The organism is Oscillibacter sp. PC13 (assembly GCF_900115635.1).
Taxonomy (GTDB): Bacteria; Bacillota; Clostridia; order Oscillospirales; family Oscillospiraceae; genus Oscillibacter.
Genome location: NZ_FOXE01000004.1, coordinates 65,882 through 89,543 on the forward strand (window position 1 = coordinate 65,882; position 23,662 = coordinate 89,543).

Annotated in this window: 29 protein-coding genes; 19 read left to right on the forward strand and 10 right to left on the reverse strand. The window is 53.7% G+C overall.

Going from position 1 to position 23,662, the window contains the following annotated elements:
• The first annotated feature begins 3 nt into the window (after positions 1-3).
• The 6 genes from BMZ81_RS03200 to BMZ81_RS03225 all read left to right on the forward strand — a co-directional run bounded on the left by BMZ81_RS03200 (position 4) and on the right by BMZ81_RS03225 (position 6,041).
• Positions 4-690 (forward strand): response regulator transcription factor, encoded by a 687-nt coding sequence (locus BMZ81_RS03200; RefSeq protein ID WP_091128557.1) that lies wholly within the window; start codon positions 4-6, stop codon positions 688-690.
• 59 nt (positions 691-749) lie between these two features.
• Positions 750-2,195 carry a HAMP domain-containing sensor histidine kinase gene (locus BMZ81_RS03205; protein WP_242942554.1) on the forward strand — a complete coding sequence of 482 codons (1,446 nt, stop codon included), beginning with the start codon at positions 750-752 and terminating at the stop codon, positions 2,193-2,195.
• A 73-nt stretch (positions 2,196-2,268) separates the two neighbouring features.
• Positions 2,269-3,243, forward strand: coding sequence for a DUF1385 domain-containing protein (locus BMZ81_RS03210; protein WP_091128561.1), 975 nt, complete (start codon positions 2,269-2,271; stop codon positions 3,241-3,243).
• Between the two features lie 126 nt (positions 3,244-3,369).
• Positions 3,370-4,236 carry a peptide chain release factor N(5)-glutamine methyltransferase gene (gene prmC / locus BMZ81_RS03215; protein ID WP_091128789.1) on the forward strand — a complete coding sequence of 289 codons (867 nt, stop codon included), beginning with the start codon at positions 3,370-3,372 and terminating at the stop codon, positions 4,234-4,236.
• Positions 4,237-4,324: 88 nt separating this feature from the next.
• Complete coding sequence (recA, locus tag BMZ81_RS03220; RefSeq protein WP_091128563.1) at positions 4,325-5,431, forward strand: recombinase RecA; 1,107 nt, start codon at positions 4,325-4,327, stop codon at positions 5,429-5,431.
• Complete coding sequence (locus BMZ81_RS03225; protein ID WP_177187178.1) at positions 5,421-6,041, forward strand: regulatory protein RecX; 621 nt, start codon at positions 5,421-5,423, stop codon at positions 6,039-6,041. Before recA ends, BMZ81_RS03225 begins: the two co-directional genes overlap by 11 nt.
• Here BMZ81_RS03225 and BMZ81_RS03230 read toward each other — a convergent pair.
• A complete protein-coding gene (locus tag BMZ81_RS03230) occupies positions 6,038-6,298 on the reverse strand; it encodes a hypothetical protein (protein WP_091128566.1) in 261 nt (86 codons plus the stop codon). The two genes, BMZ81_RS03225 and BMZ81_RS03230, sit on opposite strands and share 4 nt — an antisense overlap.
• Before the next feature lie 59 nt (positions 6,299-6,357).
• On the opposite strand from BMZ81_RS03230, the gene BMZ81_RS03235 reads away from it, so the two are divergent.
• The 3 genes from BMZ81_RS03235 to pgsA are packed head-to-tail and all read left to right on the forward strand — an operon-like array spanning position 6,358 to position 8,479.
• On the forward strand, positions 6,358-6,600 hold the full coding sequence (locus BMZ81_RS03235) for a helix-turn-helix domain-containing protein (RefSeq protein WP_091128568.1): 243 nt from the start codon (positions 6,358-6,360) through the stop codon (positions 6,598-6,600).
• Positions 6,601-6,616: 16 nt separating this feature from the next.
• The gene (gene rimO / locus BMZ81_RS03240) at positions 6,617-7,939 is read left to right on the forward strand and encodes a 30S ribosomal protein S12 methylthiotransferase RimO (RefSeq protein WP_091128570.1); all 1,323 of its coding nucleotides are present in this window, start codon (positions 6,617-6,619) and stop codon (positions 7,937-7,939) included.
• A 15-nt stretch (positions 7,940-7,954) separates the two neighbouring features.
• On the forward strand, positions 7,955-8,479 hold the full coding sequence (gene pgsA, locus BMZ81_RS03245) for a CDP-diacylglycerol--glycerol-3-phosphate 3-phosphatidyltransferase (protein WP_091128572.1): 525 nt from the start codon (positions 7,955-7,957) through the stop codon (positions 8,477-8,479).
• Between the two features lie 99 nt (positions 8,480-8,578).
• Here the strand turns inward: pgsA and BMZ81_RS03250 are convergent, their stop codons facing one another.
• The 3 genes from BMZ81_RS03250 to BMZ81_RS03260 form a co-directional block, all read right to left on the reverse strand.
• Positions 8,579-8,920, reverse strand: a complete 342-nt coding sequence (locus BMZ81_RS03250) for a hypothetical protein (protein ID WP_143072729.1) — start codon at positions 8,918-8,920, stop codon at positions 8,579-8,581.
• A gap of 32 nt (positions 8,921-8,952) precedes the next feature.
• On the reverse strand, positions 8,953-9,663 hold the full coding sequence (locus BMZ81_RS03255; RefSeq protein ID WP_177187179.1) for a helix-turn-helix domain-containing protein: 711 nt from the start codon (positions 9,661-9,663) through the stop codon (positions 8,953-8,955).
• 192 nt (positions 9,664-9,855) lie between these two features.
• Complete coding sequence (locus BMZ81_RS03260; RefSeq protein WP_091128578.1) at positions 9,856-10,038, reverse strand: hypothetical protein; 183 nt, start codon at positions 10,036-10,038, stop codon at positions 9,856-9,858.
• 91 nt (positions 10,039-10,129) lie between these two features.
• Here BMZ81_RS03260 and BMZ81_RS14000 point away from each other — a divergent pair, with 91 nt between their 5' ends.
• The 5 genes from BMZ81_RS14000 (at position 10,130) to BMZ81_RS03280 (ending at position 13,927) form a co-directional block, all read left to right on the forward strand.
• On the forward strand, positions 10,130-10,285 hold the full coding sequence (locus BMZ81_RS14000) for a hypothetical protein (RefSeq protein ID WP_177187180.1): 156 nt from the start codon (positions 10,130-10,132) through the stop codon (positions 10,283-10,285).
• Positions 10,286-10,613: 328 nt separating this feature from the next.
• Positions 10,614-11,273, forward strand: a complete 660-nt coding sequence (gene epsC / locus BMZ81_RS03265; RefSeq protein ID WP_091128580.1) for a serine O-acetyltransferase EpsC — start codon at positions 10,614-10,616, stop codon at positions 11,271-11,273.
• 1 nt (position 11,274) lies between these two features.
• The gene (gene cysS, locus BMZ81_RS03270) at positions 11,275-12,723 is read left to right on the forward strand and encodes a cysteine--tRNA ligase (RefSeq protein ID WP_091128582.1); all 1,449 of its coding nucleotides are present in this window, start codon (positions 11,275-11,277) and stop codon (positions 12,721-12,723) included.
• Positions 12,724-12,843: 120 nt separating this feature from the next.
• Positions 12,844-13,398, forward strand: coding sequence for a helix-turn-helix domain-containing protein (locus tag BMZ81_RS03275; protein WP_091128585.1), 555 nt, complete (start codon positions 12,844-12,846; stop codon positions 13,396-13,398).
• 16 nt (positions 13,399-13,414) lie between these two features.
• Positions 13,415-13,927, forward strand: a complete 513-nt coding sequence (locus BMZ81_RS03280) for a GNAT family N-acetyltransferase (protein ID WP_091128588.1) — start codon at positions 13,415-13,417, stop codon at positions 13,925-13,927.
• Between the two features lie 346 nt (positions 13,928-14,273).
• On the opposite strand, the gene BMZ81_RS03285 is transcribed toward BMZ81_RS03280, so the two are convergent.
• Positions 14,274-14,831, reverse strand: a complete 558-nt coding sequence (locus BMZ81_RS03285) for a biotin transporter BioY (protein ID WP_091128590.1) — start codon at positions 14,829-14,831, stop codon at positions 14,274-14,276.
• Between the two features lie 304 nt (positions 14,832-15,135).
• Positions 15,136-15,705, reverse strand: coding sequence for a uracil-DNA glycosylase (locus BMZ81_RS03290; RefSeq protein ID WP_091128592.1), 570 nt, complete (start codon positions 15,703-15,705; stop codon positions 15,136-15,138).
• 114 nt (positions 15,706-15,819) lie between these two features.
• On the opposite strand from BMZ81_RS03290, the gene BMZ81_RS03295 reads away from it, so the two are divergent.
• Positions 15,820-16,347, forward strand: a complete 528-nt coding sequence (locus BMZ81_RS03295) for a putative ABC transporter permease (RefSeq protein WP_091128594.1) — start codon at positions 15,820-15,822, stop codon at positions 16,345-16,347.
• 43 nt (positions 16,348-16,390) lie between these two features.
• On the opposite strand, the gene BMZ81_RS03300 is transcribed toward BMZ81_RS03295, so the two are convergent.
• The 3 genes from BMZ81_RS03300 to BMZ81_RS03310 are packed head-to-tail and all read right to left on the reverse strand — an operon-like array spanning position 16,391 to position 18,078.
• Entirely contained in the window at positions 16,391-16,708 is a 318-nt protein-coding gene (locus tag BMZ81_RS03300; protein WP_091128596.1) for a hypothetical protein, read from the reverse strand.
• Positions 16,709-16,750: 42 nt separating this feature from the next.
• Positions 16,751-17,125 carry a hypothetical protein gene (locus BMZ81_RS03305; RefSeq protein WP_091128598.1) on the reverse strand — a complete coding sequence of 125 codons (375 nt, stop codon included), beginning with the start codon at positions 17,123-17,125 and terminating at the stop codon, positions 16,751-16,753.
• Positions 17,122-18,078, reverse strand: coding sequence for an alpha/beta hydrolase (locus BMZ81_RS03310; protein ID WP_091128600.1), 957 nt, complete (start codon positions 18,076-18,078; stop codon positions 17,122-17,124). The genes BMZ81_RS03305 and BMZ81_RS03310 overlap by 4 nt, the downstream gene beginning before the upstream one ends.
• A gap of 199 nt (positions 18,079-18,277) precedes the next feature.
• Between BMZ81_RS03310 and glpK the strand changes: the two genes are divergently transcribed.
• From glpK to BMZ81_RS03325, 3 genes are all read left to right on the forward strand, one after another.
• Positions 18,278-19,789 carry a glycerol kinase GlpK gene (gene glpK, locus BMZ81_RS03315; RefSeq protein ID WP_091128602.1) on the forward strand — a complete coding sequence of 504 codons (1,512 nt, stop codon included), beginning with the start codon at positions 18,278-18,280 and terminating at the stop codon, positions 19,787-19,789.
• 125 nt (positions 19,790-19,914) lie between these two features.
• Entirely contained in the window at positions 19,915-20,307 is a 393-nt protein-coding gene (locus BMZ81_RS03320) for a zinc ribbon domain-containing protein (protein ID WP_091128603.1), read from the forward strand.
• A gap of 701 nt (positions 20,308-21,008) precedes the next feature.
• Positions 21,009-22,478, forward strand: coding sequence for a hypothetical protein (locus BMZ81_RS03325; RefSeq protein WP_091128606.1), 1,470 nt, complete (start codon positions 21,009-21,011; stop codon positions 22,476-22,478).
• A 206-nt stretch (positions 22,479-22,684) separates the two neighbouring features.
• On the opposite strand, the gene BMZ81_RS03330 is transcribed toward BMZ81_RS03325, so the two are convergent.
• Positions 22,685-22,993, reverse strand: a complete 309-nt coding sequence (locus tag BMZ81_RS03330) for a hypothetical protein (RefSeq protein WP_091128607.1) — start codon at positions 22,991-22,993, stop codon at positions 22,685-22,687.
• A gap of 187 nt (positions 22,994-23,180) precedes the next feature.
• Between BMZ81_RS03330 and BMZ81_RS03335 the strand changes: the two genes are divergently transcribed.
• Positions 23,181-23,552 carry a hypothetical protein gene (locus BMZ81_RS03335; RefSeq protein ID WP_091128610.1) on the forward strand — a complete coding sequence of 124 codons (372 nt, stop codon included), beginning with the start codon at positions 23,181-23,183 and terminating at the stop codon, positions 23,550-23,552.
• Positions 23,553-23,662: the final 110 nt, after the last annotated feature.

The window sequence follows — 23,662 nt, forward strand, 5'->3', positions numbered from 1 at the left end:
GCGATGAAAAAAGTGTTGGTTTTAGAAGACGAGTCCAGTATCCGGAGTTTTATTGTCATCAACCTGCGCCGGGCTGGCTATGACGTAATTGAGGCAGAGACTGGAGAAGAGGCACTGGAACGGCTGAAGGAAAATTTGGATACAAAGGTGGCGCTTCTGGACATTATGCTGCCGGGGATTGACGGATTTGAGGTTTGCCGCCGGATCCGGGCCACCAATACAAAGATTGGCATCATCATGCTGACGGCCCGCTCCCAGGAGATGGATAAGGTGACGGGGCTGATGACCGGCGCGGATGACTATGTAACCAAGCCGTTTTCCCCGGCAGAGCTGACAGCCCGGGTGGATGCGCTGTTCCGCAGAGCTGGGGGAGACGATACCGCTCAGACTGGTGAGATTCGGCAGGAACCCTTTTTGCTGAATACCCGAAACCGGACACTGGAAAAAAACGGACAGCGGATTAAGCTGACACAGGTAGAGTATTCGATTATGAAGGTCTTTATGGAGAACCCGGGCAAGGCGCTTTCCAGAGAGGAAATTTTGGATATGGTCTGGGGGCGGGATTACTTCGGTGAATTGAAAATCGTGGATGTGAATATTCGGCGTCTTCGCCTGAAAATTGAGGACAACGTGCAGAACCCCACTTATATTACAACGGTGTGGGGCTATGGCTATAAATGGGGCTTTTAACCTGCCGGTGACGGCAGCCAAAAAGCTGAGCGCTTGAAAAACAAAGGGAGGTGCAGGCAGTGGCAGAGGAAGAAAAAAGCCAAAAATGGAATGCGCTGCGCCTTCGGGGACTGCGGCAGCGGTGGATTGTCAACACTGTGACACCCGTTCTGGTACTTTTAATGCTGATTGTTCTGCTGTTCTCCGCTGGTATTTCCAACTACTATTACAGCAGCATGCAAAAGGGGCTGGAAAGCCGCGCACAGGCAGTTGCCGGTGCTTTTAACGACTACTTTATGGACAATGGCTACACGGAATATTATCAGATGGCGGTACAGTCCATCGATACATTTGAGGATAAGAATCACATTGAACTTCAGTTTATCAATAGCGCGGGACGCATCCAGGTATCTACCTCGGGCCTCACAGCAGGAACCGCCCCCGGCACGGATGATATTACCCGCGCGATTGCAGAAAACGAGATGCGGGACTTCCGCGGACGGGATCCGGAGACGGGGGAAAAGATTCTCTCTGTCTCATCTCCGCTGACCTTTAATGGTAAGGTGGTGGGCGTGATGCGTTTTGTCACATCACTGAAGGCGGTAAATCGGCAGATTTTCCTGGCAGTGCTGGCCATTTTACTGGTGGCCTGCATCTGCATGTCTCTGGTGGTCATTTCCAACCTGCTGTTCATCAACAACGTGGTGGAGCCGGTGGCTGTTGTCACGACTGCTGCCAAGCGGATTTCTGCCGGCAGCTACGGTTTCCGGATTGAAAACAAGTATACGGATGAGCTGGGGGAGCTGGTGGACAATATCAATGATATGTCCATGAAAATCAGCCAAAATGAGAAAATGAAATCCGAGTTTATCTCCTCTGTATCCCATGAGCTGCGTACACCGCTGACGGCCATCAATGGCTGGGGCGAGACCATATTGGAAGATCCCACAGGTGATCCGGTGCAGCTGCGGCGGGGAATCCGTATTATCCTGAACGAATCCAGACGCCTCTCCACCATGGTGGAGGAGCTGCTGGAGTTCTCTAAAATGGAGGATGGACGATTTACGCTTCAGATGGAGGAAGTGGATTTGCAGGCGGAATTTGAGGATGCTATTTTCACCTATCGGGAACTGTTCCGCCAGGAAGGCATTGAACTGGAATACGAGAGCGGAGACGGAGAACTTCCGCCCATTCCCGGCGATCCGGAGCGGCTGAAGCAGGTATTTTGCAATGTGCTGGACAATGCGGCGAAGCACGGTGGAAGCGGCAAGCGAATTTCTGCTGCAATCTACCGGGAGGGGACATTCCAGGTGGTTCAGGTTCGGGACTATGGTCCAGGCGTACCGGAAGCAGAGCTGCCGTTCATCAAGCAAAAATTCTACAAGGGATCGTCCAAAGCCCGGGGAAGCGGGATTGGCCTGGCGGTCTGTGATGAGATCATCGGTCTGCACAACGGCATATTTACCATCCGAAATGCTGAGGGCGGCGGAACAGAGGTGCAGATTCGCCTTCCGGAAAAAGACTGAGAAAAATCGAACAAATGTTTGCATTCCGCAACGGGGTGTGATAAAATTTTGATAGCATTAGAAAGGAAACCTCATGGCAGAAGAAAACAAGTCCTGTGCCTTCCGCACCAGCATCGGCGGACAGGCACTGATTGAAGGCATCCTGATGCGGGGGCCGGAGCAGCAGGCTATTGTGGTCCGGGATCAGGAGGGCAACCTGGTGGAGAAGGTGGAGGCGCTGAAATTCATCCGCGACCGCTATCCGATTCTGGGAGTGCCGCTGATCCGGGGAACCGTCAATTTTCTGGATTCCATGGTCAACGGAGTCAAGGCGTTGATGTACTCGGCGGACTTCTACCCGGATGAGGAAGCGGCGCAGCCCTCTAAATTTGAGCAATGGCTGGACAGAAAGCTCTCCAGCAAGAAGCTGGAAGGGGCGATTGTCACCCTGTCTGTGATTTTGGGCGTGGGACTTTCGGTGCTGCTGTTCATGGTGCTGCCCACCTTCATCACGGGGGGACTGCTGCACTTTTTCCCCGGCTTCCCAATGTGGGGGCGGAATCTGGTGGAGGGTGTTCTGAAAATCCTGATTTTCCTGCTATATCTGATTTTCTGCTCGAAGCAGAAGGACATCTATCGGGTGTTCCAGTACCATGGCGCGGAACATAAAACCATCTTCTGCTATGAGGCGGGGCTTCCGCTGACGGTGGAGAACGTCCGGATTCAGCCCCGCCACCATCCCCGGTGCGGGACAAGCTTCCTGTTTGTGGTGATTTTCGTCTCCATCCTGCTCTCCAGCGTGGTATTTGGCATCTGGCCCATCACCAATGTCTGGCTGCGGACCGCGGCGCACTTGCTGCTGCTGCCCCTGGTGGTTGGCATTACGTATGAATTCAACCGCTGGGTGGGACGCCACGTCCAGGACAACAAGCTGGCAAAGGTGCTGACGGCCCCCGGCCTGTGGATGCAGAACTTTACCACCAACGAACCGGATGACGGGATGATCGAAGTGGCAATCCGCTCCCTGGAGCTGGTGCTGCCCAGTGAGAAGGGCAAGGATGAGTGGTAAGACGGCCTGTATCAAATTCTGACGCAGGCGAAAGGAGCCTTTGAGACAGAAAAGGAGGATCAGGGGGAGTGAACGGAGTTTCTGTCACAGGCAGAAATGGAGTCAAACGGACCTTGCAAGGATGCTATGGCTATTACCTATAACAATTTATACTTGGATATTCGCCAACAGCTGCGGCAAGCCGGCATCGAGGCTGCCACGCTGGAGGCACGGGAGCTGGTGTGCTTCGGCACTGGCAAGAGCCGGGAGGAATTGACCCGGGACGGCGGCCTGTATGCCTCCCCGGAGTTGGAGCACCGCGTCCGGGGGTTGGTGGAGCGCCATCTGGCTGGAGAGCCGGTGGCGTATCTTATCGGCGAGTGGGAATTTTACGGCCTGCCCCTGGATATCTCCCGGGATGTGTTGATTCCCCGGCCGGACACAGAGGTGCTGGCGGAGCAGGCCATCGGCTACATCAAGACCTTGGGGGAGTGCCGGGTGCTGGATCTGTGCGCTGGAAGCGGCTGTATCGGCCTGGCCGTGGCGGCCCAGGTGCCCGAGGCCCGGGTGGTGCTGGGAGAATACGCGGACGGGGCGCTGAAAATCTGCCGTCAGAATATCCGGCGCAACGGACTCAGCGGCCGGGTGGTGCCGATGCAGACAGATGCCCGGGAAAAACCGGACAAGGCCTTGGGAGAATTCCAGTGTATCATCTCCAATCCCCCGTATATTCCGCGGGCGGATATTGCGGGGCTGGATACCTCTGTCAGGGATTATGAGCCGCATTTGGCGCTGGACGGCGGGGCGGATGGGCTGGACTTTTACCGCACCATCTCTGAGAAGTGGAAAAACTGCCTGATGCCGGGCGGACGGCTGTACTTTGAAGTGGGTGCCGGCCAGGCGGATGATGTGCTGCGCATCATGCGCACCCAGGGCTTTGGAGACATCCAGATTGTAAAGGACCTTCATGACATCCCAAGGGTGGTATTTGGCACCCTGTGTACGGAGATCTGACGGGTACAACGACAAGGCATGCCGGCAGCGGCGGGGACTCCGCCGCAATGAAAACGGGCTGTCGAGCAATTTGAGGAGGAAGAGACATATGGCAAAAGACAAGGCGCCCATGCCCACGGCGGCACCGGCGGATGACAAGAAAAAGGCCATTGACACGGCCATGGCCCAGATTGAAAAAATGTATGGCAAGGGGTCCATCATGCGCTTTGGTGATAAGGCAGAGCTGAATGTGGACTTCATTCCCACAGGATCCCTGGCACTGGATGTGGCCCTGGGAATCGGCGGTCTGCCCCGGGGCCGAGTCGTGGAGATTTACGGACCGGAATCCTCCGGCAAGACCACGCTGGCGCTCCATGTGGTGGCGGAGGCGCAGAAGCGGGGCGGCGAGGTGGCTTTTGTGGATGCCGAGCACGCGCTGGATCCCACCTATGCCCGGGCTTTGGGCGTCAAGGTGGAGGATATGCTGATTTCCCAGCCGGACACCGGCGAGCAGGCGCTGGAGATTACGGAGGCACTGGTGCGCTCCGGCGCCATTGACGTGATTGTGGTGGACTCTGTTGCAGCCCTGGTGCCCCGGGCGGAGATCGAAGGCGAAATGGGCGACAGCTATGTGGGCCTTCAGGCCCGGCTGATGAGCCAGGCGCTGCGAAAGCTCACCGGCGCTATCGGCAAGACCAACAGCATTGTCATCTTCATCAACCAGCTGCGGGAAAAGGTGGGTATCATGTACGGCAATCCGGAGGTGACCACCGGCGGCCGGGCATTGAAGTTTTATTCCTCCGTCCGGATTGACGTGCGCCGGATTGAGGCGCTGAAAAACGGCAGTGAGATCATCGGCAACCGCACCCGGGCAAAAGTGGTCAAAAATAAAATGGCGCCCCCCTTCCGGGAGGCGGAATTTGACATCATGTACGGCCAGGGCATTGCCCATGAGGGCGAGCTGATCGACCTGGGTGTGAAGCTGGATCTGGTGCAGAAGTCCGGCTCCTGGTTCTCCATGGGGGAAACCCGCATCGGCCAGGGCCGGGACGCGGCCAAGAAGTATCTTCTGGAAAACCCGGAGATTGCCGAGCAGCTGGAGGCGGACATCCGCAAGAATTTCGACAAGCTGATGAGCAATCAGGCCCGCATCGCCGCAAAGGCGGCCGGCCGGGCGGTGGATGTGAGCGCAGACGATTTCGACGATGCGGATTGAGCGCATTGAGGCGTCCAAACATAAAAAGGGCCGGGTGCTGGTGTTTTTGGAGGACGGGGCCTGTCTCAAAATCACAGAACAGGAATTGTTGGATTTTGGCCTGCGGGCCGGGGACGAGCTGGATGGCTCCGCGCTGGCAAAGCTGAAAGAGGCTGCCGGCGTGTCCAACACCAAGGCAGCGGCAGCGGATTTCATCGGCAAGCGAGCCATGAGCCGCCGGGATCTGGAGCGAAAGCTTCGGGAGAAGGGGGCCAGTGAAACGGAGGCCCGGTACGCTGCGGAATGGCTGGAGGCCATCGGTGCCATTGACGACGCGGACTATGCATCGCTGCTGGTCCGCCACTGCGCGGATTTGGGCTATGGCCCGGCCCGGGTACGGGAGAAGCTGTACGAAAAGGGGGTGCCCCGGGAGCTGTGGGAAGATGCGCTGGATGCCCTGCCGCCCCCGGAGGGGCAGATTGACCGCTTTTTGGAGAGCAAGCTCCACGGCCGGCTGCCGGAGGAAAAGGAGAAGAAACGGCTCACCGACGCATTGCTGCGCCGGGGCTTTTCTTGGGGCGATGTAAAGTCGGCCTGGGGAAGATGGGGCAGCGAAGTGACGGAGGACTAATCCGCCGCCAGCTCCTCCATGAGCTGTACGCCGAAACGGACGCCGGAGAGGAAGGCCTCGTCCCGGTGCTCACGGACCAGAATCTGAATGTTGTCCCGCAGGTTCCAGGCAGTCCCTGGGTCCAGCGTGCCAAGAAGAGACGCCGCCTCCTGTTCCGAAGGAGAGCGGGGCGGATCCAGGGCATCCCTCCGCGGGAAGACAAGGTCGCCGCCTTCGAGAATGGCGTTGAGAATATCAGGCAAAGTGATTCCTTCCATCTAAAATGTTCCTTTAAGTGGAGTATACTCCACTTAAAGGAACAAGTCAAGGGGTATTTATGCAGACAACGATTTTACTGAATGAACGAGTCCGTCAACTGCGAAAAGAAGAACATCTTAGCCAGCAGCAGTTGGGCGAAATCCTTGGGCTTACCCATAAATCCATTAGCATGATTGAGAGCGGCAGCCGCAGCACGACCATTGACAAGCTGGTGATTCTGGCGGAGTATTTCCACGTTTCCACCGACTACCTGCTGGGCATCACCGACGACCCCGCCTGGCGGGGCAAACCACTCGATTGAACCGGAGGAATCCATTTTGAGTTACAACGTGTCATTTATTTCCCTGGGCTGCGCCAAGAACCAGGTGAACTGCGAGCAGATGATGGCATCTGTTCAGGAGGCGGGGTATACCGTCACCGTCGCCCCGGAGGGGGCCGATGTGGTGGTGGTGAATACCTGCGGCTTCCTGGCCTCTGCCTGTGAGGAGGCCATTGACAACATTCTGGAGATGGCGGAGCTGAAAAAGGCCGGCCAGGTGAAAAAAATCCTTGTCACCGGCTGTATGGCGCAGCGGTACAAGGAGGACATTCTGCAGGAACTGCCGGAGGTGGACGGCATCCTCGGGACCGGCAGCTACGGCGACATCGCCGGCGCCATTGCAGAGGTGATGGAAAAGGGCCTTCGTCCCTGTCACATCGGCAATATCCATACCGCCAACCAGAGCGGGGCGCGGATTTTGTCCACGCCGCCCTGGTATGCCTTTTTGCGCATTGCCGAGGGCTGTGACAACCACTGCGCCTACTGTGTGATTCCATCCCTCCGGGGCAAGTACCGCAGCCGCCCCATGGGCGAGCTGCTGGACGAGGCAGCGGAGCTGGCTTCCGCCGGCGTGAAGGAGCTGATTGTCATTGCCCAGGACATCACCCGCTATGGCACAGATCTGAATGGAGAGCATCAGCTGGCTGCCCTGCTGCGAAAGCTCAACAGGCTGGATTTCCGGTGGATCCGGCTCCATTACCTGTATCCCGATGAGATCACCGACGAGCTGATTGACACGATTGCGGCAGAGCCAAAGGTGCTGCCCTATCTGGATATCCCCATTCAGCACTGTAACGATACGATTTTGAAGGCCATGAACCGCCGGGACACCAAGGCGGAGCTGACGGCCCTGCTTGAAAAGCTCCGGGCGCGCGTTCCCGGCCTGGTGCTGCGTACCAGCATCATCACGGGCCTGCCCTATGAGGGGGAGGCGGAGTTTGAGGAACTCTGCCAGTTCCTGCGGGAGATGCGGATTGAGCGCGCGGGCGTCTTCCCCTTCTCCCCGGAGGACGGCACCCGGGCCGCGCAGATGGAACATGTGGACACCGAGGAGGCAAAGCGCCGGGCGGAGCTGGTGGTGGATGTCCAGTCCGACATCATTGACGCGTACAACGAGTCCCTGCTGGGAGAGGAACGGGAGGTCCTGTGCGAGGGCTTTGATTCTCAGGCGCAGATGTTCTTTGGCCGAAGCTATGCCGAATCTCCGGACATTGACGGCCGGATTTACTTCACGGCCCAGGAGGAGATTGCACCCGGCACCTTTGTGAATGTCCGGCTCACCGGGACTATGGACGGCGAACTGACCGGGGAAGCGGTTTAAAAAGGAGAAAGCGACATGAATTTACCCAATAAACTAACCATTTTACGCATTATTTTGATTCCTGTATTTATGGGAGTGCTGTACTGGGGCTTTCCAAACGCCGCATATGTGGCGCTGGCTATTTTTATTGTCGCAAGTCTTACAGATCTGCTGGATGGGAAAATTGCCCGGAAGTACAATTTGGTGACGGATTTCGGCAAGTTTGCCGACCCTCTGGCGGACAAGATGCTGGTCACCGCCGCCATGCTGTGGTTCGTGGAAATTGGGCAGATGCCGGCCTGGGCACTGCTGATTGTCATCTGCCGGGAATTTGCTGTCAGCGGCCTCAGGATGATTGCCAGCGATAAGGGACGGGTTATCGCCGCTGGCTGGTCGGGTAAGGTTAAGACGGCCTCTACCATGGTGTGCATTGTGCTGATGTTCCTGCCTTTCCTGCCGGAAGCGCTGAACACGGTTTGTGTTTGGGTGATTACCCTGACCACCCTTTATTCCGGCGTGGAGTATTTTGTGAAGAATAAGGATGTCATTGCCTCGGCGTGAGGCTGGGAGCATATGGGACAGGAGCCGCTATTCTGCTTGTCAGAACAGCGGCTCCTTCTTGATGGATTCGAATGCAAATGAATGGTTGGAGAGGCATTTTCAACGGTGCTCCATAATGCTGAAAAATGCCAGCATCCCCATGCCGCCCAGCCACACGGCCGCGACATCCCAGGGGTCGGAGACGGAGCGGGAAAGATACAGCGGTGTGACAACCTCCCAAAAAAGGCCGCACCCCGCCAAAAAGACAGAAACCGGCAAAATTCCCTTCAGAGCGGGGCGGTTTCCCATCGCCAGACTGCCATTCAGAATGCACAGCATCAGGGCTCCGGCCAGAAAGTCCCCCAAATACCAGGCCAGCAGACGATGGGACATTCCGGATGTGTGGGGGAGCAGCCAAAGCCGGTTACAGAAATAGACTGCGGCAATGACCACTGTAGGCAAGAGACAGCGCGTCTTAAAAGCGGCCTTCATCGTTAGAAAAATGAGAGAATCAGCAGCGCCACAATAACGGCCCCCACCACACCCCAGAAGCCAAGCCCACCCTGCTTGGGAGCGGCAGGGGCGGGGAGCTCCATAGCCTTTGGCTTGGTTAGAAGCGCGTCGTTGCTCTCCTCGCCGTTATCCTGGACAATCCGCAGGGAGAAACAGCTGCCATCCAAATGGGCGGCAATCCACTGGGCGGCACTGTCCGTCAAATTCCGGCGCAGAAGGAAAAAGGATGCGTACTCCTGCATCTGGTGGACGGCCGCTTTTGCATAGCTTTCGGGCATGCCGCAGTATTTTACCAGCTCCGCTGCCCGATCCTCCTCGTTGACAAAGGAGACGCGGCTGGCGACAATGGCGTACCGGGGACCACGGGGCGGGGTTGTAGGCAGTGTGTATCCGCAGACAGGGCAGATGGTGCCGGAGACTGGCCGCCCACAGCAGGGGCAGGTGTCCGGCAGTGCGTAGGGCGGAGCGTCACCGGCATTGTCCGGCGGCTCCGGCTCTTTCCCCAGCAGCACAAAATCTGCGGAAACGTGCAGCGCTTCGCACAGGCGGGCGATGGTGACGGCGTCCGGTACGGTCTGGGCGGATTCCCACTTGCTGACCGCCTGCCGGGTGACGCCCAGCAGCTGCCCCAGTTGTTCCTGAGTCAGGCCTGCGGCTTTGCGGACAAAGGCGATACGTTCGTTCCATTCCATTGGCAGTTTCCTCCTGTTGTTCTGGCTCCATCCTACCAAATCCCCTGCCGGTTGACAAGCAACAGCTGAGAGAATTCGGTCAACAGGCGGTTGACAGGCGGAATTTGCGGAAATCTGAGAAAAGAAAGCAGACATACAAAGACGGAAAGGCACGCTGCCGCAAAGCCAGAACACACCAAAAGGAGCGGTGCATCAGCACCGCCCCCTTTGGGCATTTGAGCATTTGGTTTCACAATTGCGGAGATAATCCCGCAAAATCAGATTAATGCAGGAGGACAGCGCCCGATCATCCTCTTCTGCAATGATCCGAAGGCGTTTCACCACATCTTCGTCCAGAGAAAGACTGACTCTGGTTTTTAAAGGTTTTGTCTCCATATATTCACCCCGTCTCGAGAATAGCATTGAATATTACTTAATATTGACAATTATGATAAAGTAATATAAAGTAATAAATGGAGATGGTGATATGAACAGCAAAGAATGGAAAACAAATGCACTGTGCGCCGATCTCTGCAGAGCTATGGAGACAGCCATCTATTTATTGGAGGTCGAAATGGATGCAGACCGCGCGATAAAGACTTTAAACGAGGCATTGGACTGTGTCGCAGAGAAGGAGTTTTAATCTGAAGGCGGACGCTTTTTCAGCAGACCTCCTTGACACGCCGGACAAATCCTGATACTATACTGAAAAGTAATCAATAGCGTGATGATCGGGAAGAGTAACGGTTTATCCAAAGGGCAGAGAGGGTGTGTCACCGGCTGCAAGCACACCTGCGGCGGAGACTGTGAAGTGCGCCTGGGAGCGCGGGGGATGTGGAAGCCCTCCGTCCGGCCTGCGTCAAGGGCCTCCTTGAGTGATAAAAGAGAGTGGAACCGCGATTCGTCGCCTCTCGTACTTTGGTACGGGGGGCGTTTTGATTTGTCTCCCGACCAACACAAGGAGAATTGCTATGGCAAAACGAGTTACCAGATTAGGCGGCCTGCTGGCTGCCTACCAGCGCCGTGACCCGGCGGCGCGCAGCAAATTGGAGGTTTTTCTTCTCTATCCGGGTGTCCATGCCATTATCTATCATCGCATTGCGAACTGGCTCTACCGGCACCGCTGGAGGTTTTTGGCCCGCTGCGTCTCCCAGTGGAACCGCTTTTGGACCGGAATTGAAATCCACCCTGGCGCTTCCATCGGTCATCGGCTGGTCATCGACCACGGCATGGGCATTGTCATTGGAGAGACTGCTGAAATTGGGGACGACTGCCTTTTGTACCAGGGCGTTACCTTGGGCGGTACTGGCAAGGATCAGGGAAAGCGCCACCCCACATTGGGGAATAATGTTCTGGTAGGATCCGGAGCCAAGGTGCTGGGGCCCTTCAAGGTGGGAGACAACGTCCGCATTGCTGCCGGCGCGGTGGTACTGGAGGAAGTGCCACCAAATGCCACTGCCGTGGGTGTACCTGCACAGGTGGTGCGCGTAGATGGAAAGCCCATCTACTATGCCGACGATGTGGATCAGATTCATATCAAAAATCCTCTGCTGGAGGAATTGAATCTCCTGTCCCAGCGTATGGAAGAGCTGGAAAAGAAACTGAATGAGACGAAAGAGAGGTCTGCCTGATATGCAGATTTATAATTCCGCTACCCACAAAAAAGAGGAATTCGTTCCCAACCATCCCGACGTTGTGAAAATGTATACCTGCGGCCCCACAGTCTATCATTACGCGCATATCGGCAACCTGCGCTCCTATATCATGGAGGACGTGCTGGAGAAGTATCTGCGCTATGCGGGCTACCATGTCAAGCGGGTGATGAACATCACAGACGTGGGACACCTGACTTCGGACGCAGATACCGGCGAGGATAAAATGCTCAAGGGCGCCAAGCGGGAGCACAAAACCGTACTGGAAATTGCCCAGTTCTACACGGACGCATTCTTTGGTGACTGCGCCAAACTGAATATCAAGACGCCGGATGTGGTGGAGCCTGCAACCCATTGCGTGGATGAATATATCGAAATCATTACGCGCCTGCTGGAAAAGGGGTATGCCTATCAGGCGGGCGGCAATGTATATTTCGATACCGCTAAGCTGGATAAGTATTATGTATTCAACGATCACGACGCGGACGATTTGGCCGTTGGTGTCCGGGAGGGGGTGGAAGAGGACACGAATAAGCGCAACAAAAATGACTTTGTCCTTTGGTTTACCCAGTCCAAATTTGAGGATCAGGCCCTAAAGTGGGATTCTCCATGGGGGGTGGGATACCCCGGATGGCATATTGAGTGCTCCGGCATCTCCATGAAGCACTTGGGAGAGGATTTGGATATTCACTGCGGCGGCATTGACAACGCTTTCCCCCATCATACCAATGAAATCGCACAGTCTGAGGCATTTCTGGGCCATAAGTGGTGCAATTACTGGTTCCATGTTCTGCACCTGAACACATCCTCCGGCAAAATGAGCAAGTCAAAGGGCGAGTTTTTAACGGTGTCGCTGCTGGAGGAGAAGGGATATGACCCGCTGATTTATCGGCTGTTCTGCCTCCAGTCCCACTATCGGAAGGCGCTGGTCTTTTCCTGGGAAAATCTGGACAACGCGAAAACTGCCTATGACAAGTTGATTGCCCGCATTGCGGCACTGAAGCCCGGCGAAGGTACGGCGGATGAGGCGGCGGCATCCGCTCTCAGGAGCAAATTCAAAACGGCTCTGGATAATGATCTGAATACCTCACTGGCGGTCACTGCCCTGTATGATGTGCTGAAGGCCAAGACCACGGATGCTACGAAGCTGTTGCTGCTGGAGGAATTTGATACGGTTCTGGGCCTTGGACTGATGGACCGGGCAGAAAAAAAGCGGCAGGAGAATGCCAAGACGTCGAAGGCTGCGTCTGGCAGTGGATACACAGTGCAGGGCGAAGGGGATCCGGCAGTTGACGCGCAGGTGTTGGCCCGATACGAGGCCAAGAAGAACAAGAACTTTGCTGAGGCGGATCGGATTCGTGATGAGCTGAAGCAGCAGGGCATTGAGATTACCGATGTGCCCGGTGGTGCTGTGTGGAAGCGGATATAGACCAAACGAGAGAGGCGGGGCGGTGTACTGCCCCGCTTTTTCTTGACAAGAGGCGATGGAACAGGTACTATAAGAAAGTAATTTGACAATATATTGACCGATTGGGAAGGGTGATCTGCTGTGGAGCTGAACCGGGCTGTGGCCGAGAATATCAAGCGCATTCGCAAAAGTAAAAAGCTGAGCCTGGAGCGGACAGCGGAGCTGTCCGGTGTTTCCCGCAGTATGCTGGGTCAGATTGAGCGGGGAGATGCAAACCCCTCTGTGGCGATTCTGGGCAAACTGGCGGCGGCGCTGAAGGTTCCGGCAGAACTTCTGCTGGAAAATGACGGCTTTGAGAGCTTGCTGTTGGTGCGGGAACTGGATACGAAGCCTCAGCGGCTGGACGGCGGCAAAGTGGTGCTGCGGCCTTCGTTTCCCTACGACGAGAGTACCCGACAGGAGAGCTTTTTCCTGGATCTGTATATCAGCGCCAGATATGAACCGGAGGTTTCTATGCCGGGGTGTATCTGCCATGCCACAGTGCTTTCCGGTACCGTGCAGTTGGTGGCGGAAGAGCAAAAGCTCCAATTGCTGGAGCGGGATGCCCTGCGGTTTGCGGCGGATAGGTCTTATTGGTTTGAGAACATGTCCAATACCACGGCCCGGCTGCTGCTGGGGTATCGGTATTTAAAGTAAGAGGAGGAAAAGCGGTATGCGCATTCGCAATGCAGACATGCGGGATCTTCCGGCATTGACGGCGGTGGAGGCGGCTTGCTTTCCGGCTTCAGAAGCGGCCACGGAACGGGATTTTGCGGCCCGGCTGGCAGTCTATCCAAATCACTTTTGGCTTCTGGAAGCGGATGATGGAAGGCTGATAAGCTTTGTAAACGGACTGGCGACGGATGAACCGCTGCTGCGGGATGAGATGTATGAAAATGCCGCACTTCACAAGGAGAACGGTGCTTGGCAGATGATTTTTGGCGTCAATACCATGCCGGAATTTCGAAACCGCGGCTATGCCGCCAAAGTGATGGAACAGGTCATTGCAGATGCATGTGCGCAGGGGAGGAAGGGCTGTGTCCTCACCTGTAAAGAAAGGCTGATTCACTACTATGAAACGTTTGGCTTTCATAATGAAGGTGTATCCAAATCCGTCCATGGCGGCGTGATGTGGTATGATATGCGATTGACCTTTGCACCTTTTGGGAAAATGGAGGCGCAATGACAGTGACAGGAAAGGACAAAAGAGAAAAAGGGCTGGCCGGAGGAATTGCTATCCTTGCGGCCGCAGCGTGCATTTGTATCCGGGGACTGAAACGGGTAGATGCGAAACTGAAAGAGAAAGCGGAAAAGAAATAAACCACAGCGCATTCCAAAGGCCCGTGATGGAAAGACAGAGACTTTCTGACAGCGCGAAAAGGACATGCCGGAGTATTGCTCCGGCATGTCCTTTTATCCTTTTATTAAGATTTGGAACCTGAAATCCTCCGGAACCCTCCGGAGCGTCACTTGTCCGGCGGCAAATCGGTGCGCAATTGATACGCAGGTATGATGCGGGGCGTAAAATCCGATTATTTCAAGTGCTTCTTTACCCGAAAAGACAGCAACACCGCCAGTCCCAACTTGCAGAGATCGGGGAGAATGAAGGGGAATACACACCAGCCCAAGGCGGTGAAAAGGCTGAGTGCACCGGAGGTGCGTGTGTAAACCACCAAGAACCAAGCGGTGCCAAAGGCGTAGCACACTGCAAGCCCCAGTATCAAGGAGAGAATCATCACAACCGGCTTTTCACCAAGAATATGCGTAATCCCCCAATACAACAGGGCTGTGAGGAGAAAACCGAGGATATAGCCACCGGTGGTACCCAATAAGGCGGCCAAACCGCCTTTGAAGCCGGCAAACACCGGCAGTCCCACTGCTCCCAACAGCAGATAAACAACTACGGACAGCGTACCCCGCCTGCCGCCCAGGATAGCCAAGGCAGCAAATACCGCAAAGGTCTGAAGCGTAAAGGGGACGGTGAAGGGAATCGAAATCCAGGCACACACGGCCATCAGTACGGCAAATAGGGCAATATAGGCCATATCCGCAGTACGGATTCGGGAAACGGAAATATCAGTGTCAGCCATTGCAAAAGCCTCCTTTTCTTATCGTAGGGAGTATAACATGGACGCAAGTACTTGTCAACCATATTTATTTTACTGGTTAACAATTCGGCGAAAATAAAAGCGCGGTATCCTGCAGCACAGAGGGCCTGCTGAGAGCTTGTTTGAAAAATTCAGAATTTTTCAAACAGCTGCCGCGCCGAAAGAAAGGCAGCCCTGCACAGAGCTGCCCGTTCCTGCAGATTGTGCGGCGGAGAACTGGACATGTACCGCCACGGTAACGCAGTGAATGGAAATTCCTCGCCAGCACAAACGGAGAAAAGAAAACTTATGAATGAACGGGGCAAATCTCCCGGATTTTTGTCTGAATGGATTTCAAGTCCTCAAACGTTTCGGGGCGCTTGCTCACATCCCGCAGCAAAGCAGACGGATGATAGATGGCGGTCATTTGAACACCGCCCCGCTCAAACCACCGCCCATGCTCTGCGGTGATCTTGAAATCCTCCTTGATGATGACCTTGGCGGCAATGCGTCCCAGGCAGATGATGATCTTCGGCCGCAGCAGGGCTGTCTGCCGCCGAAGCCATCCGATGCAAGCATCCTGCTCTACATTCAGCGGATCCCGGTTCTGGGGCGGGCGGCACTTGACAATATTGGCGATATAAACTTTGCTCCGATCCAAGCCGATCATTTCCAGCATATCATCAAGAAACAGGCCTGCCTTGCCGACGAAGGGAATTCCCTGCTCGTCCTCACGCTGGCCGGGGCCTTCACCCACCAGCAGAATCTCTGCATCGGTGGCACCATCACCAAAGACAACATGGGTGCGGGTATCTGCCAGTGCGCAGCCGCGGCACTGCATACAGTCCTGCTTTAAATGCTCCCAGGTATCTGCCATGGTTGTCACACTCCCAATTGATGTTTTTCTTATGATATCACGAAAGAGCGGACAGCGCAATGCATGGATACGGGGTTCCATTCTGGAAATACTGAATCGGAGAGGAGGAGCGCGATGGCATTGCTGTTCTGGCAGTTTTGGACATACAGTTTTTTGGGATATCTCCTGGAGAAGGGATTTGCGGTGGTAACCCGGTCGAAAAATCAAGTGCGCAAGTGCTTTTTGCTGCTGCCGTTGTGCCCGGTGTACGGCCTTGGGGTACTGGCAGTGCTGGCCTTGCCGCCGGAATGGAGAGACGGATTTTGGAGGCTGGCACTCTGGGGCGGGCTGACTGCCACAGCGGTGGAGTATGTTGTCCATCTGGCCTATGAATCCCTTTTCCACGTGCATTTTTGGGACTACAGTGCCGTGTGGGGAAACCTTCGGGGACGGGTCTGCCTTCCATTTTCTGTAATCTGGGGCGGGCTGCTGGCGGCGGTGTTTCCTGCAGTCCACAACGTCCTGACGCCGGTGCTGGCTGGAATTCCAGCCGGGCTCACCTATGCTGTGCTGCTGGTGTTCACCATGGATACTGTGCTTTCTGCGCGTATTCTGCAGAGAACCGGGGATACGGCGGCACTGCGTCTGGGAGCGTCCGGCTGAAAAGCAGGAGCAAAGCACACATGCTTTGCTCCTGCTTTTTTGTTTAATGGCGGCGCTTCCATTTGGAAGACAGCGCTTTTTTATAATGGCACAGATGTTCTTCGCAGTTTGTACACCGCAGGGCGTCATTGCCGCACTCAAAAAAACGTTCCCGGTGGAGACGGTACGTAATCTCCCAACGAAGAAAGAGCACTGCCGCCAGCAGGCAGGCAGAGGCCGTCATGGCGCTGCGGATACCCAGAAGGGGCGTGCACAGCATCAGGTAATCCCAATCATAGATGCGGCAGGTAATACAGCAGCGATTGTGCATCATCCAGGCTTGGAAGGGGCAGAAGAACAGAATGCAGACAATATCGCACACACCATAAAATCCCGCCAGACAGATGAGAAAGCGATCTTCCAGCTACCCCCTTGCGTGCCCCAAAAGAAACAGCGCATTTGTCGAGGCCCAGACGAACAGCACCACAAATGCACCCCGGTCAGCCTGCCGCACTTCTTGCACAGATGGTTTTCGGTCAGTGCATTGGAGTCGTTCAGAGAACAGCTTTTGACAGCCCAGGCTTTCTGAACGGGCTGGAAAAAATCGGCGCACCATAGAGGCCATCAGCAGCAGCCATACCGCCGTCAACGGAGAGAGAAGAGAAGGACCTTGGTCCAGATCTGTGTCAAAATGCGCCGCTCCGGCGAGCGCATAGACTGCAAGGAATACAAAGACGGCCACCCGGCCCGCCAGGGTGAGCATATAATACTTTTGCTGTCTGGTAAGTGGCTGGCTCATGGGCAACTGTCGCCTCCCTCCCGGGATGGCAGCCTTTGGGCCAGCCATTGATAGAGATCCCGATAGATGACCTCTTTGCAGTCCTCGTTTAGAATCTCATGCCGGAGATGGGGATACAGCTGAATGGATACGTCCCGAACCCCCGCTTTTCGAAAGCTCTCAAAGGCCCGTTGAACGCCCTTGCCGCAGTCACCGACCGGATCCATAGCACCGGAGATGAAGAATACGGGAGTGTTCAGGTTCATTTTTTTGAGGTTTGCGGGCTTTGAAATGAAGGAAAGGCCATCCAGCATTTCACGAAAAAGGCCAATGGTGGGGTTTCCGCCGCACAGGGGATGAGCAATATACCAGTCCACATTTTCGCAGTTGGCGGACAACCAATCGAACCCGGTACGGTTGGGGGCAAAACGCTTGTTGTAATTTTCAAAAGCTAGCTTCATCACTAGGGGACTGGGATTGGTTTCCCCCACCTTTCTGCTTTCCCGAGCGGCAATCAGCTTACCACCTGCAATCAGGGAGGGGGACATCTGGCCGGTGCCCATCAAAATGACACCGTCCAAGGTGCCAGGATACTGGATCAAATAGGTCCGGGCCAGAAAAGATCCCATGGAATGGCCGAGAAGGAAATAGGGAACGCCGGAAAAACGCCTGCCGGCAAGTTCCCGACGGGTGTAGAGATCCTTTACCACCCAATTCCAGCTGCCCTTTGGACCAAAGTACAGCCGCGGAGCACCCGGCGCCACAGAGCTGCCGTGCCCCAAATGATCATGCCCTACCACAGCGAAACCCCGATCGGTTAAAAAAGCGGCGAAGGGGGCATACCGCAGAATGTACTCGGACACACCATGGGAAATCTGCAGTACAGCCCGCGCCTCGCCATCCGGCAGCCACTCCACTGCGTGAATAGCGGTCCTTCCGTCAGCGGAAGGAAAGGTAAATTCATGTTGTACCATGGAAAATTCAACTCCCCTGTGTTATACTGAGCAGGAACTTTTAAATACAGACCTTGTGCCTGCGGAAATAGATACCGACTGTATCCTACCATAAATGAGACAGAAATGCCAAGAGGGTTTGGCGGCCTGCGGCCTCTGTTTGAATGCCCTGTACCTATGGTAGGATCGGCGCAGCCACTCAGAAAAGGGGGAGTTGCTGATGGAAACCCATGTTGCCGCTCTGGACCAGGGAACCACCAGTTCCAGGGCGATTCTCTTTAATCGGGCAGGGGAGATAGTCTCCCGGGCCCAGCATCCCTTCCGCCAGATTTATCCGCAGCCCGGCTGGGTGGAGCATGACCCTGCGGAGATTTGGCAGACAGAAAAGCGCGCCTTGGCAGAGGCGGTGAATGCTGCCCATATTGATCCAAAGCGGATTGCCGCCATTGGCATCACAAACCAGCGGGAAACGACAGTTCTCTGGGACAGGCGTACTGGAGAAGCCGTACAGAACGCGATTGTCTGGCAGTGCCGCCGCACCGCGTCCATCTGTGATCAAATGAAAGCGGACGGACATGGAGATTTGGTGGCAGAGCGGACAGGACTTTTGATTGACGCTTACTTTTCCGGCACCAAGATCAAGTGGATTCTGGATCATGCTCCCGGAGTGCGGAAACGGGCAGAGCGGGGAGAATTATGCGCCGGTACGGTGGATAGCTGGCTGATATGGAACCTGACTGGAGGCCGGGTACACGTGACGGACTATTCCAATGCCTCCCGCACGATGCTGTTCAATATTCACACGATGACCTGGGATGAAGAGCTGTGCAGGCTGCTGGATATCCCCGTGTCGCTGCTGCCGGAACCACGGCCAAACAGCGAGGTCTATGGCGTGGTCGCCGCCGGCATTCCGGGACTGGAGGCACTGGCGGGTATTCCGATTTGCGGCAGTGCAGGCGATCAGTCTGCAGCCCTGTTCGGTCAGGCCTGCTTTGCACCCGGACAGGCAAAGAACACATACGGAACAGGCTGCTTCACTTTGATGAATGTGGGGGAAGTACCGGTGCGCAGCCGGACGGGACTGGTGACCTCCGTGGGATGGTGTCTGGGGGGAAAAACGACCTATGTGCTGGAGGGAAGTGCGTTCAACGCCGGCAGTGCGATCCAGTGGCTGCGGGATGAGATGGGGCTTATTTCCAGCGCACCGGAGTGCGACCGGCTGGCAGAGAGTGTCCCCTCTTCAGGTGGTGTTATTCTTGTACCGGCTTTCACAGGCTTGGGGGCGCCGTATTGGGATATGTATGCCCGCGGCACCATTGTGGGAATTACGCGGGGGACCACCAGGGCCCATATTGCCCGGGCGGTGCTGGATGCAATTGCTTACCAGGTGACGGATTTGGTAAAGGCCATGAATGCCGACGCATCCTGTCCCATTACTACACTCCGGGTGGATGGAGGAGCTTCCGTCAGTGATATCATGATGCAGACACAGGCGGATCTTCTGCGGATTCCGGTCGACCGGCCCGCCCAGGTGGAAACCACCGCGTTTGGCGCGGCGGCACTGGCTGGCCTGGCGGTTGGACTATGGAACGGGCTTTCTGAATTGGAAGGCCTGCGGCGCAGTCAGCACGTATTCCTGCCGCAAAGAGACGCGGGAGTCTGCAGCGCTGACTACCAGCAATGGCGAAGAGCGGTGGAAAGAAGCTGCGGGTGGATTAAAAACGATGTGTAAACAAACGGAAATTCTGTTGCACTCACAGGAAAAGTACGATATACTGAAGCCATCGAATCTGAAAAATGCAGGAAATGATGAACTACCATCGCGCCTTGCGGCGTAGAATGAAAGGAGTTTTTGACATGGCTTTTTTTGATGAACTGACCAGAAAGGCAAAGGATGTAGCTGCCGTTGCTGCCGACAAGGCGAAAGATGCTGCTGAGCTGACCAAGATCAGCGTGGCCATTGCTGGCGAACAGAGGGAGATCGACAAGAACTACCGCACCATCGGTGAGTGGTTTGTCAGTGAGTATGAGGGGGAAATTCCAGAGAGTGTCCGGGAACTGGTGGAGGCGGTCAACGCCAGCAAGGCCAAGATTGCCGAACTGGAGGCCAGCAAACCCTCAAAGGACGGGGAGCCGGAGACCGCGGCAGAGGAGACACCCGCTGCTTCCGCACAAAAGACCTGCCCCATCTGCGGTGCGGTTTCCGACAGCAAATTCTGCCCCCAGTGCGGGGCTCCCATGGGAGAATAAGAATGCAAAAAAAGGGACTGGCCTGCAGCCAATGTCATTAAGTTAAGCGAAAAGCACCGCCGTCAAGCGATAAAGAACTATGTTCTATTGCTTAACGGCGGTGCTGTATTTGTGCTACTTTATTTAGATAGCGGAAATTCCCTGACTATGCCATTCCAGTCAACCTTAGACGGTAGGATCAGTGCAATTTTCTCGCAAAGGGATTCCCCGGATTTGTGTGTTGAATAGCAACTAAAAAATGAGGGGGGTGGGGGCATTGCCTTCCACTCCTTCAACACATTAATTTTCGTAAAAGCCGGTTTCAGACGGTCAAAACAGGGGTTTTCAGAAAAAGAAATGCCGCCCTATCTTAACAGACACCAAAAAACGAAAAAATATGGAACGCTACGCACGGTCTATCAACTAGTATTGAATATTTTGTGAAAATCGGCCTGTTTTGTGGTTTGGAGTAAAATATACGCAACCATCAAAGAATCAACTAGTCTACAAAATGTATCAGAAAATCCGCCCATATATTTTCGGAGGTAGGCATTTTATCGTAAATCTTCCGTCGATTCAGCCATTAAGTTAAGACGCGACACAAAAATCAACTAGTCGTTGGAATGTCTTAAAAGCACTATAATTAAAATTGTGTTCATTGTCATATTTGTGGTATCATTTATGGAGGTTTTTCGGTATATGAAGCGATAGAGGGGTGACCAATGGCTTTGGGATTTATGAATCTTTTGAAACAGTATAAAAATTGGGATATTGACAGGGATATTATCGTGGTAGATAGACCGCCTATGTTTTCTGCTGAGACCGCCAAGAATTATGATTACCCTGTTTTTTGTGTTAATTCAGAGAAAGGCATCTACTATCAGAAAAAGAGAGGCGAATATTTTGATTTGGTTTTGGTAGATAGGAGAGGTTCATCTGTTGTGATGAAGAACACCTTTGTAGCTGCCACAAATCAAAAGGGTACTTGCTGTATTGTCAGAAATGAAAAGGAAAATAAGAACTATCTACTTGATACAAGAGGAGATTTGTTTTTGCTTCCTGAAGCAAGTAAGAAAGCACATTTCTTTGGTCCAGGACAGTATGGTTTTGCCTTTGATAAAAAGAGTGGTACTTATAAAATACAGGATTACCAAGGGATTATCTTGTGGAATATCAAGACTATGAGTGACGAAGATGTTGCTCTCTATCAAGAAGAAACCAGAGCAGACAAGTCTCTGCAAATTAACCCCAAGTTCAAAAAGTTTATCATTCAAAAGCGGTTTAGGAAACAAAGATACTTGTGTTTTACCTGCAACAGTAGTAAGCAAGGTCAGATTGTTAAATGGCTGATGGGAAATGGTTTGCCGTACTCTGTTATGCCAAATGTTTTTAGTGATGACGACACCTTGAACATTATGGTTGAAGTGAGCGCGGATACCTGCAAAAATGAAAGTGTCTTATTTTTGCTTTCAAAGTACAAAAGCACCTATTCCATCTTCAATGTGCCTATTGATAAGTATCTGTCTGCAATCAATTCGTATGAAGCAAGGCATGACTTCACACTCAATCTTCCTACATTGAAAGATGCAGAATTGAGGATGTGTGATTCTGTTATTAATACAATGCGAGAACTACTTTGGTTGCGCTCAGATGAACAGATTTATCGTAAGGTTTTTAAGCCAATTCTGAGTTTGTTCTATGTGGGTGTGAATTACAATTCCAACAACTCCTTCTCGTATGCCTTTGCTCTCATGGGGAATGATACTTTTGATTCTGTTAAAAACCCGTTTTTCAATAAGGAAGAATTGCAAAAATATGAGTCTTCTCTGCTTCTGAAGATGGAGAGCGAAGGCATCAAGGTCAGTAAGTGGAAGAGTGAGGTTGAAATGTTTGTCTTGATAGGCAAACACTATCCCGATTCTATTTATCAATATCATTCTAAGTGGCTAGGGCAACAATCCCTAGATGTTTATGTCCCCTCTCTCAATACAGGATTTGAGTATCAGGGAAGACAACATTTTGAGGTCGTAGAGTATTTTGGTGGAGAAGAAGGGTTGAAGGCTGCACAAGAAAGAGATGCCAGAAAAAAGAAACTCTGTGAGGAACAAGGAGTTGCCTTGGTATATTGGGGTTATGATGAGCCTGTGAGCGACATGGTTTTAAAAAAGAAGTTAAAAAAAGTCTACAAGTGATTTTAAGGAGCGAGATAAGCTATCTCTAAAAAACACCCGCCTCGGTTCAAAGCGAGGTGGGTGTTTTTTCGCGTGCACAAAATTTTTAACTTAATGACATTGGGCCGCAGCCAGTCCCTTTCTTCAACTTCCGATTCTTTTTTGGGGGTTCAATGGTGTTTGCTTCCCCTTCGGATATTCAACTGCTGTTTTAAGGGCTCCTTTACCTATCCCTGCTCCGTAGTTTCCAATACTTCAGGAGCATTCTCGTTGACATCTGCCGATTCGATATCTGGAAGTTCCAAATATTTGGCGAACCGGCCTTCTAAAAATACCAAATCAATCTTATCATCCGCCAATGTAATCTTATAGTAATACCCGCTGGAAATGATTACACGATTCCCCGAAAGGGTGATGTTTTCTATAGTTTCTCCGTTCCCGCCATACCACCGTAAGGCACAGCTCCAACCTTCGCCGTTTGCCGCGCCGCCCTTTGAATACGTAAGAGCACAGATATTGTCTGTTATGTATTTCATATCGTCCGCGGCTGTATATTGAGTCGTATGTGTACGCGATTCATGGCAGCTTAAGCGAAAACAAAAATATAGGAATTTTGGATGTCCGCTGTTGCAATTGCACTGTCCAGCTGCCGAAAAAACGGATACAGTAAAACTGAAAAACTCCCATCGAGCACGAAGGCTGATGGCGAAAGGAGACTGCTTTATGCCGCTGTTTGCATTGAAATCCCTGTCCAATTCTTACTTACTAGAGAATGCTTCTGACGATCTCCGGGAATCCCACCGGGCAGGCCAGTACCGGGTGGGGCGGGAGGCTATTTATTTCCCGGCCTTTCCGGGTACTAAGTATCTGCCCTTTGCGGCACTGGCCAAGGTCTGGACAAAAAATACAGCCATCGCGGTGACGGGCTGCTGTGGTAAGCAGTTGCCTATGGTGCGGCTCCGGGCCTATTACGACGGGGAGTTTTACCAGGACTTCCTGTTTGAAACGCAGAAGGAGGCGGATGCGGTGCTGAATGCCATCCGGCTGTTCCAGCCGGATATTCCGCTGGAACGGGATACCACACCCCGCGCATAACCCACAAGCGCAAAAAAACCGCCGCTATCAGCGGCGGTTTTTTAAAATGAATTTCAAAGATATTCCGTGAGGTATTTTGGTGGGTGCCGGTGATGCCGCGGTCTGACAGA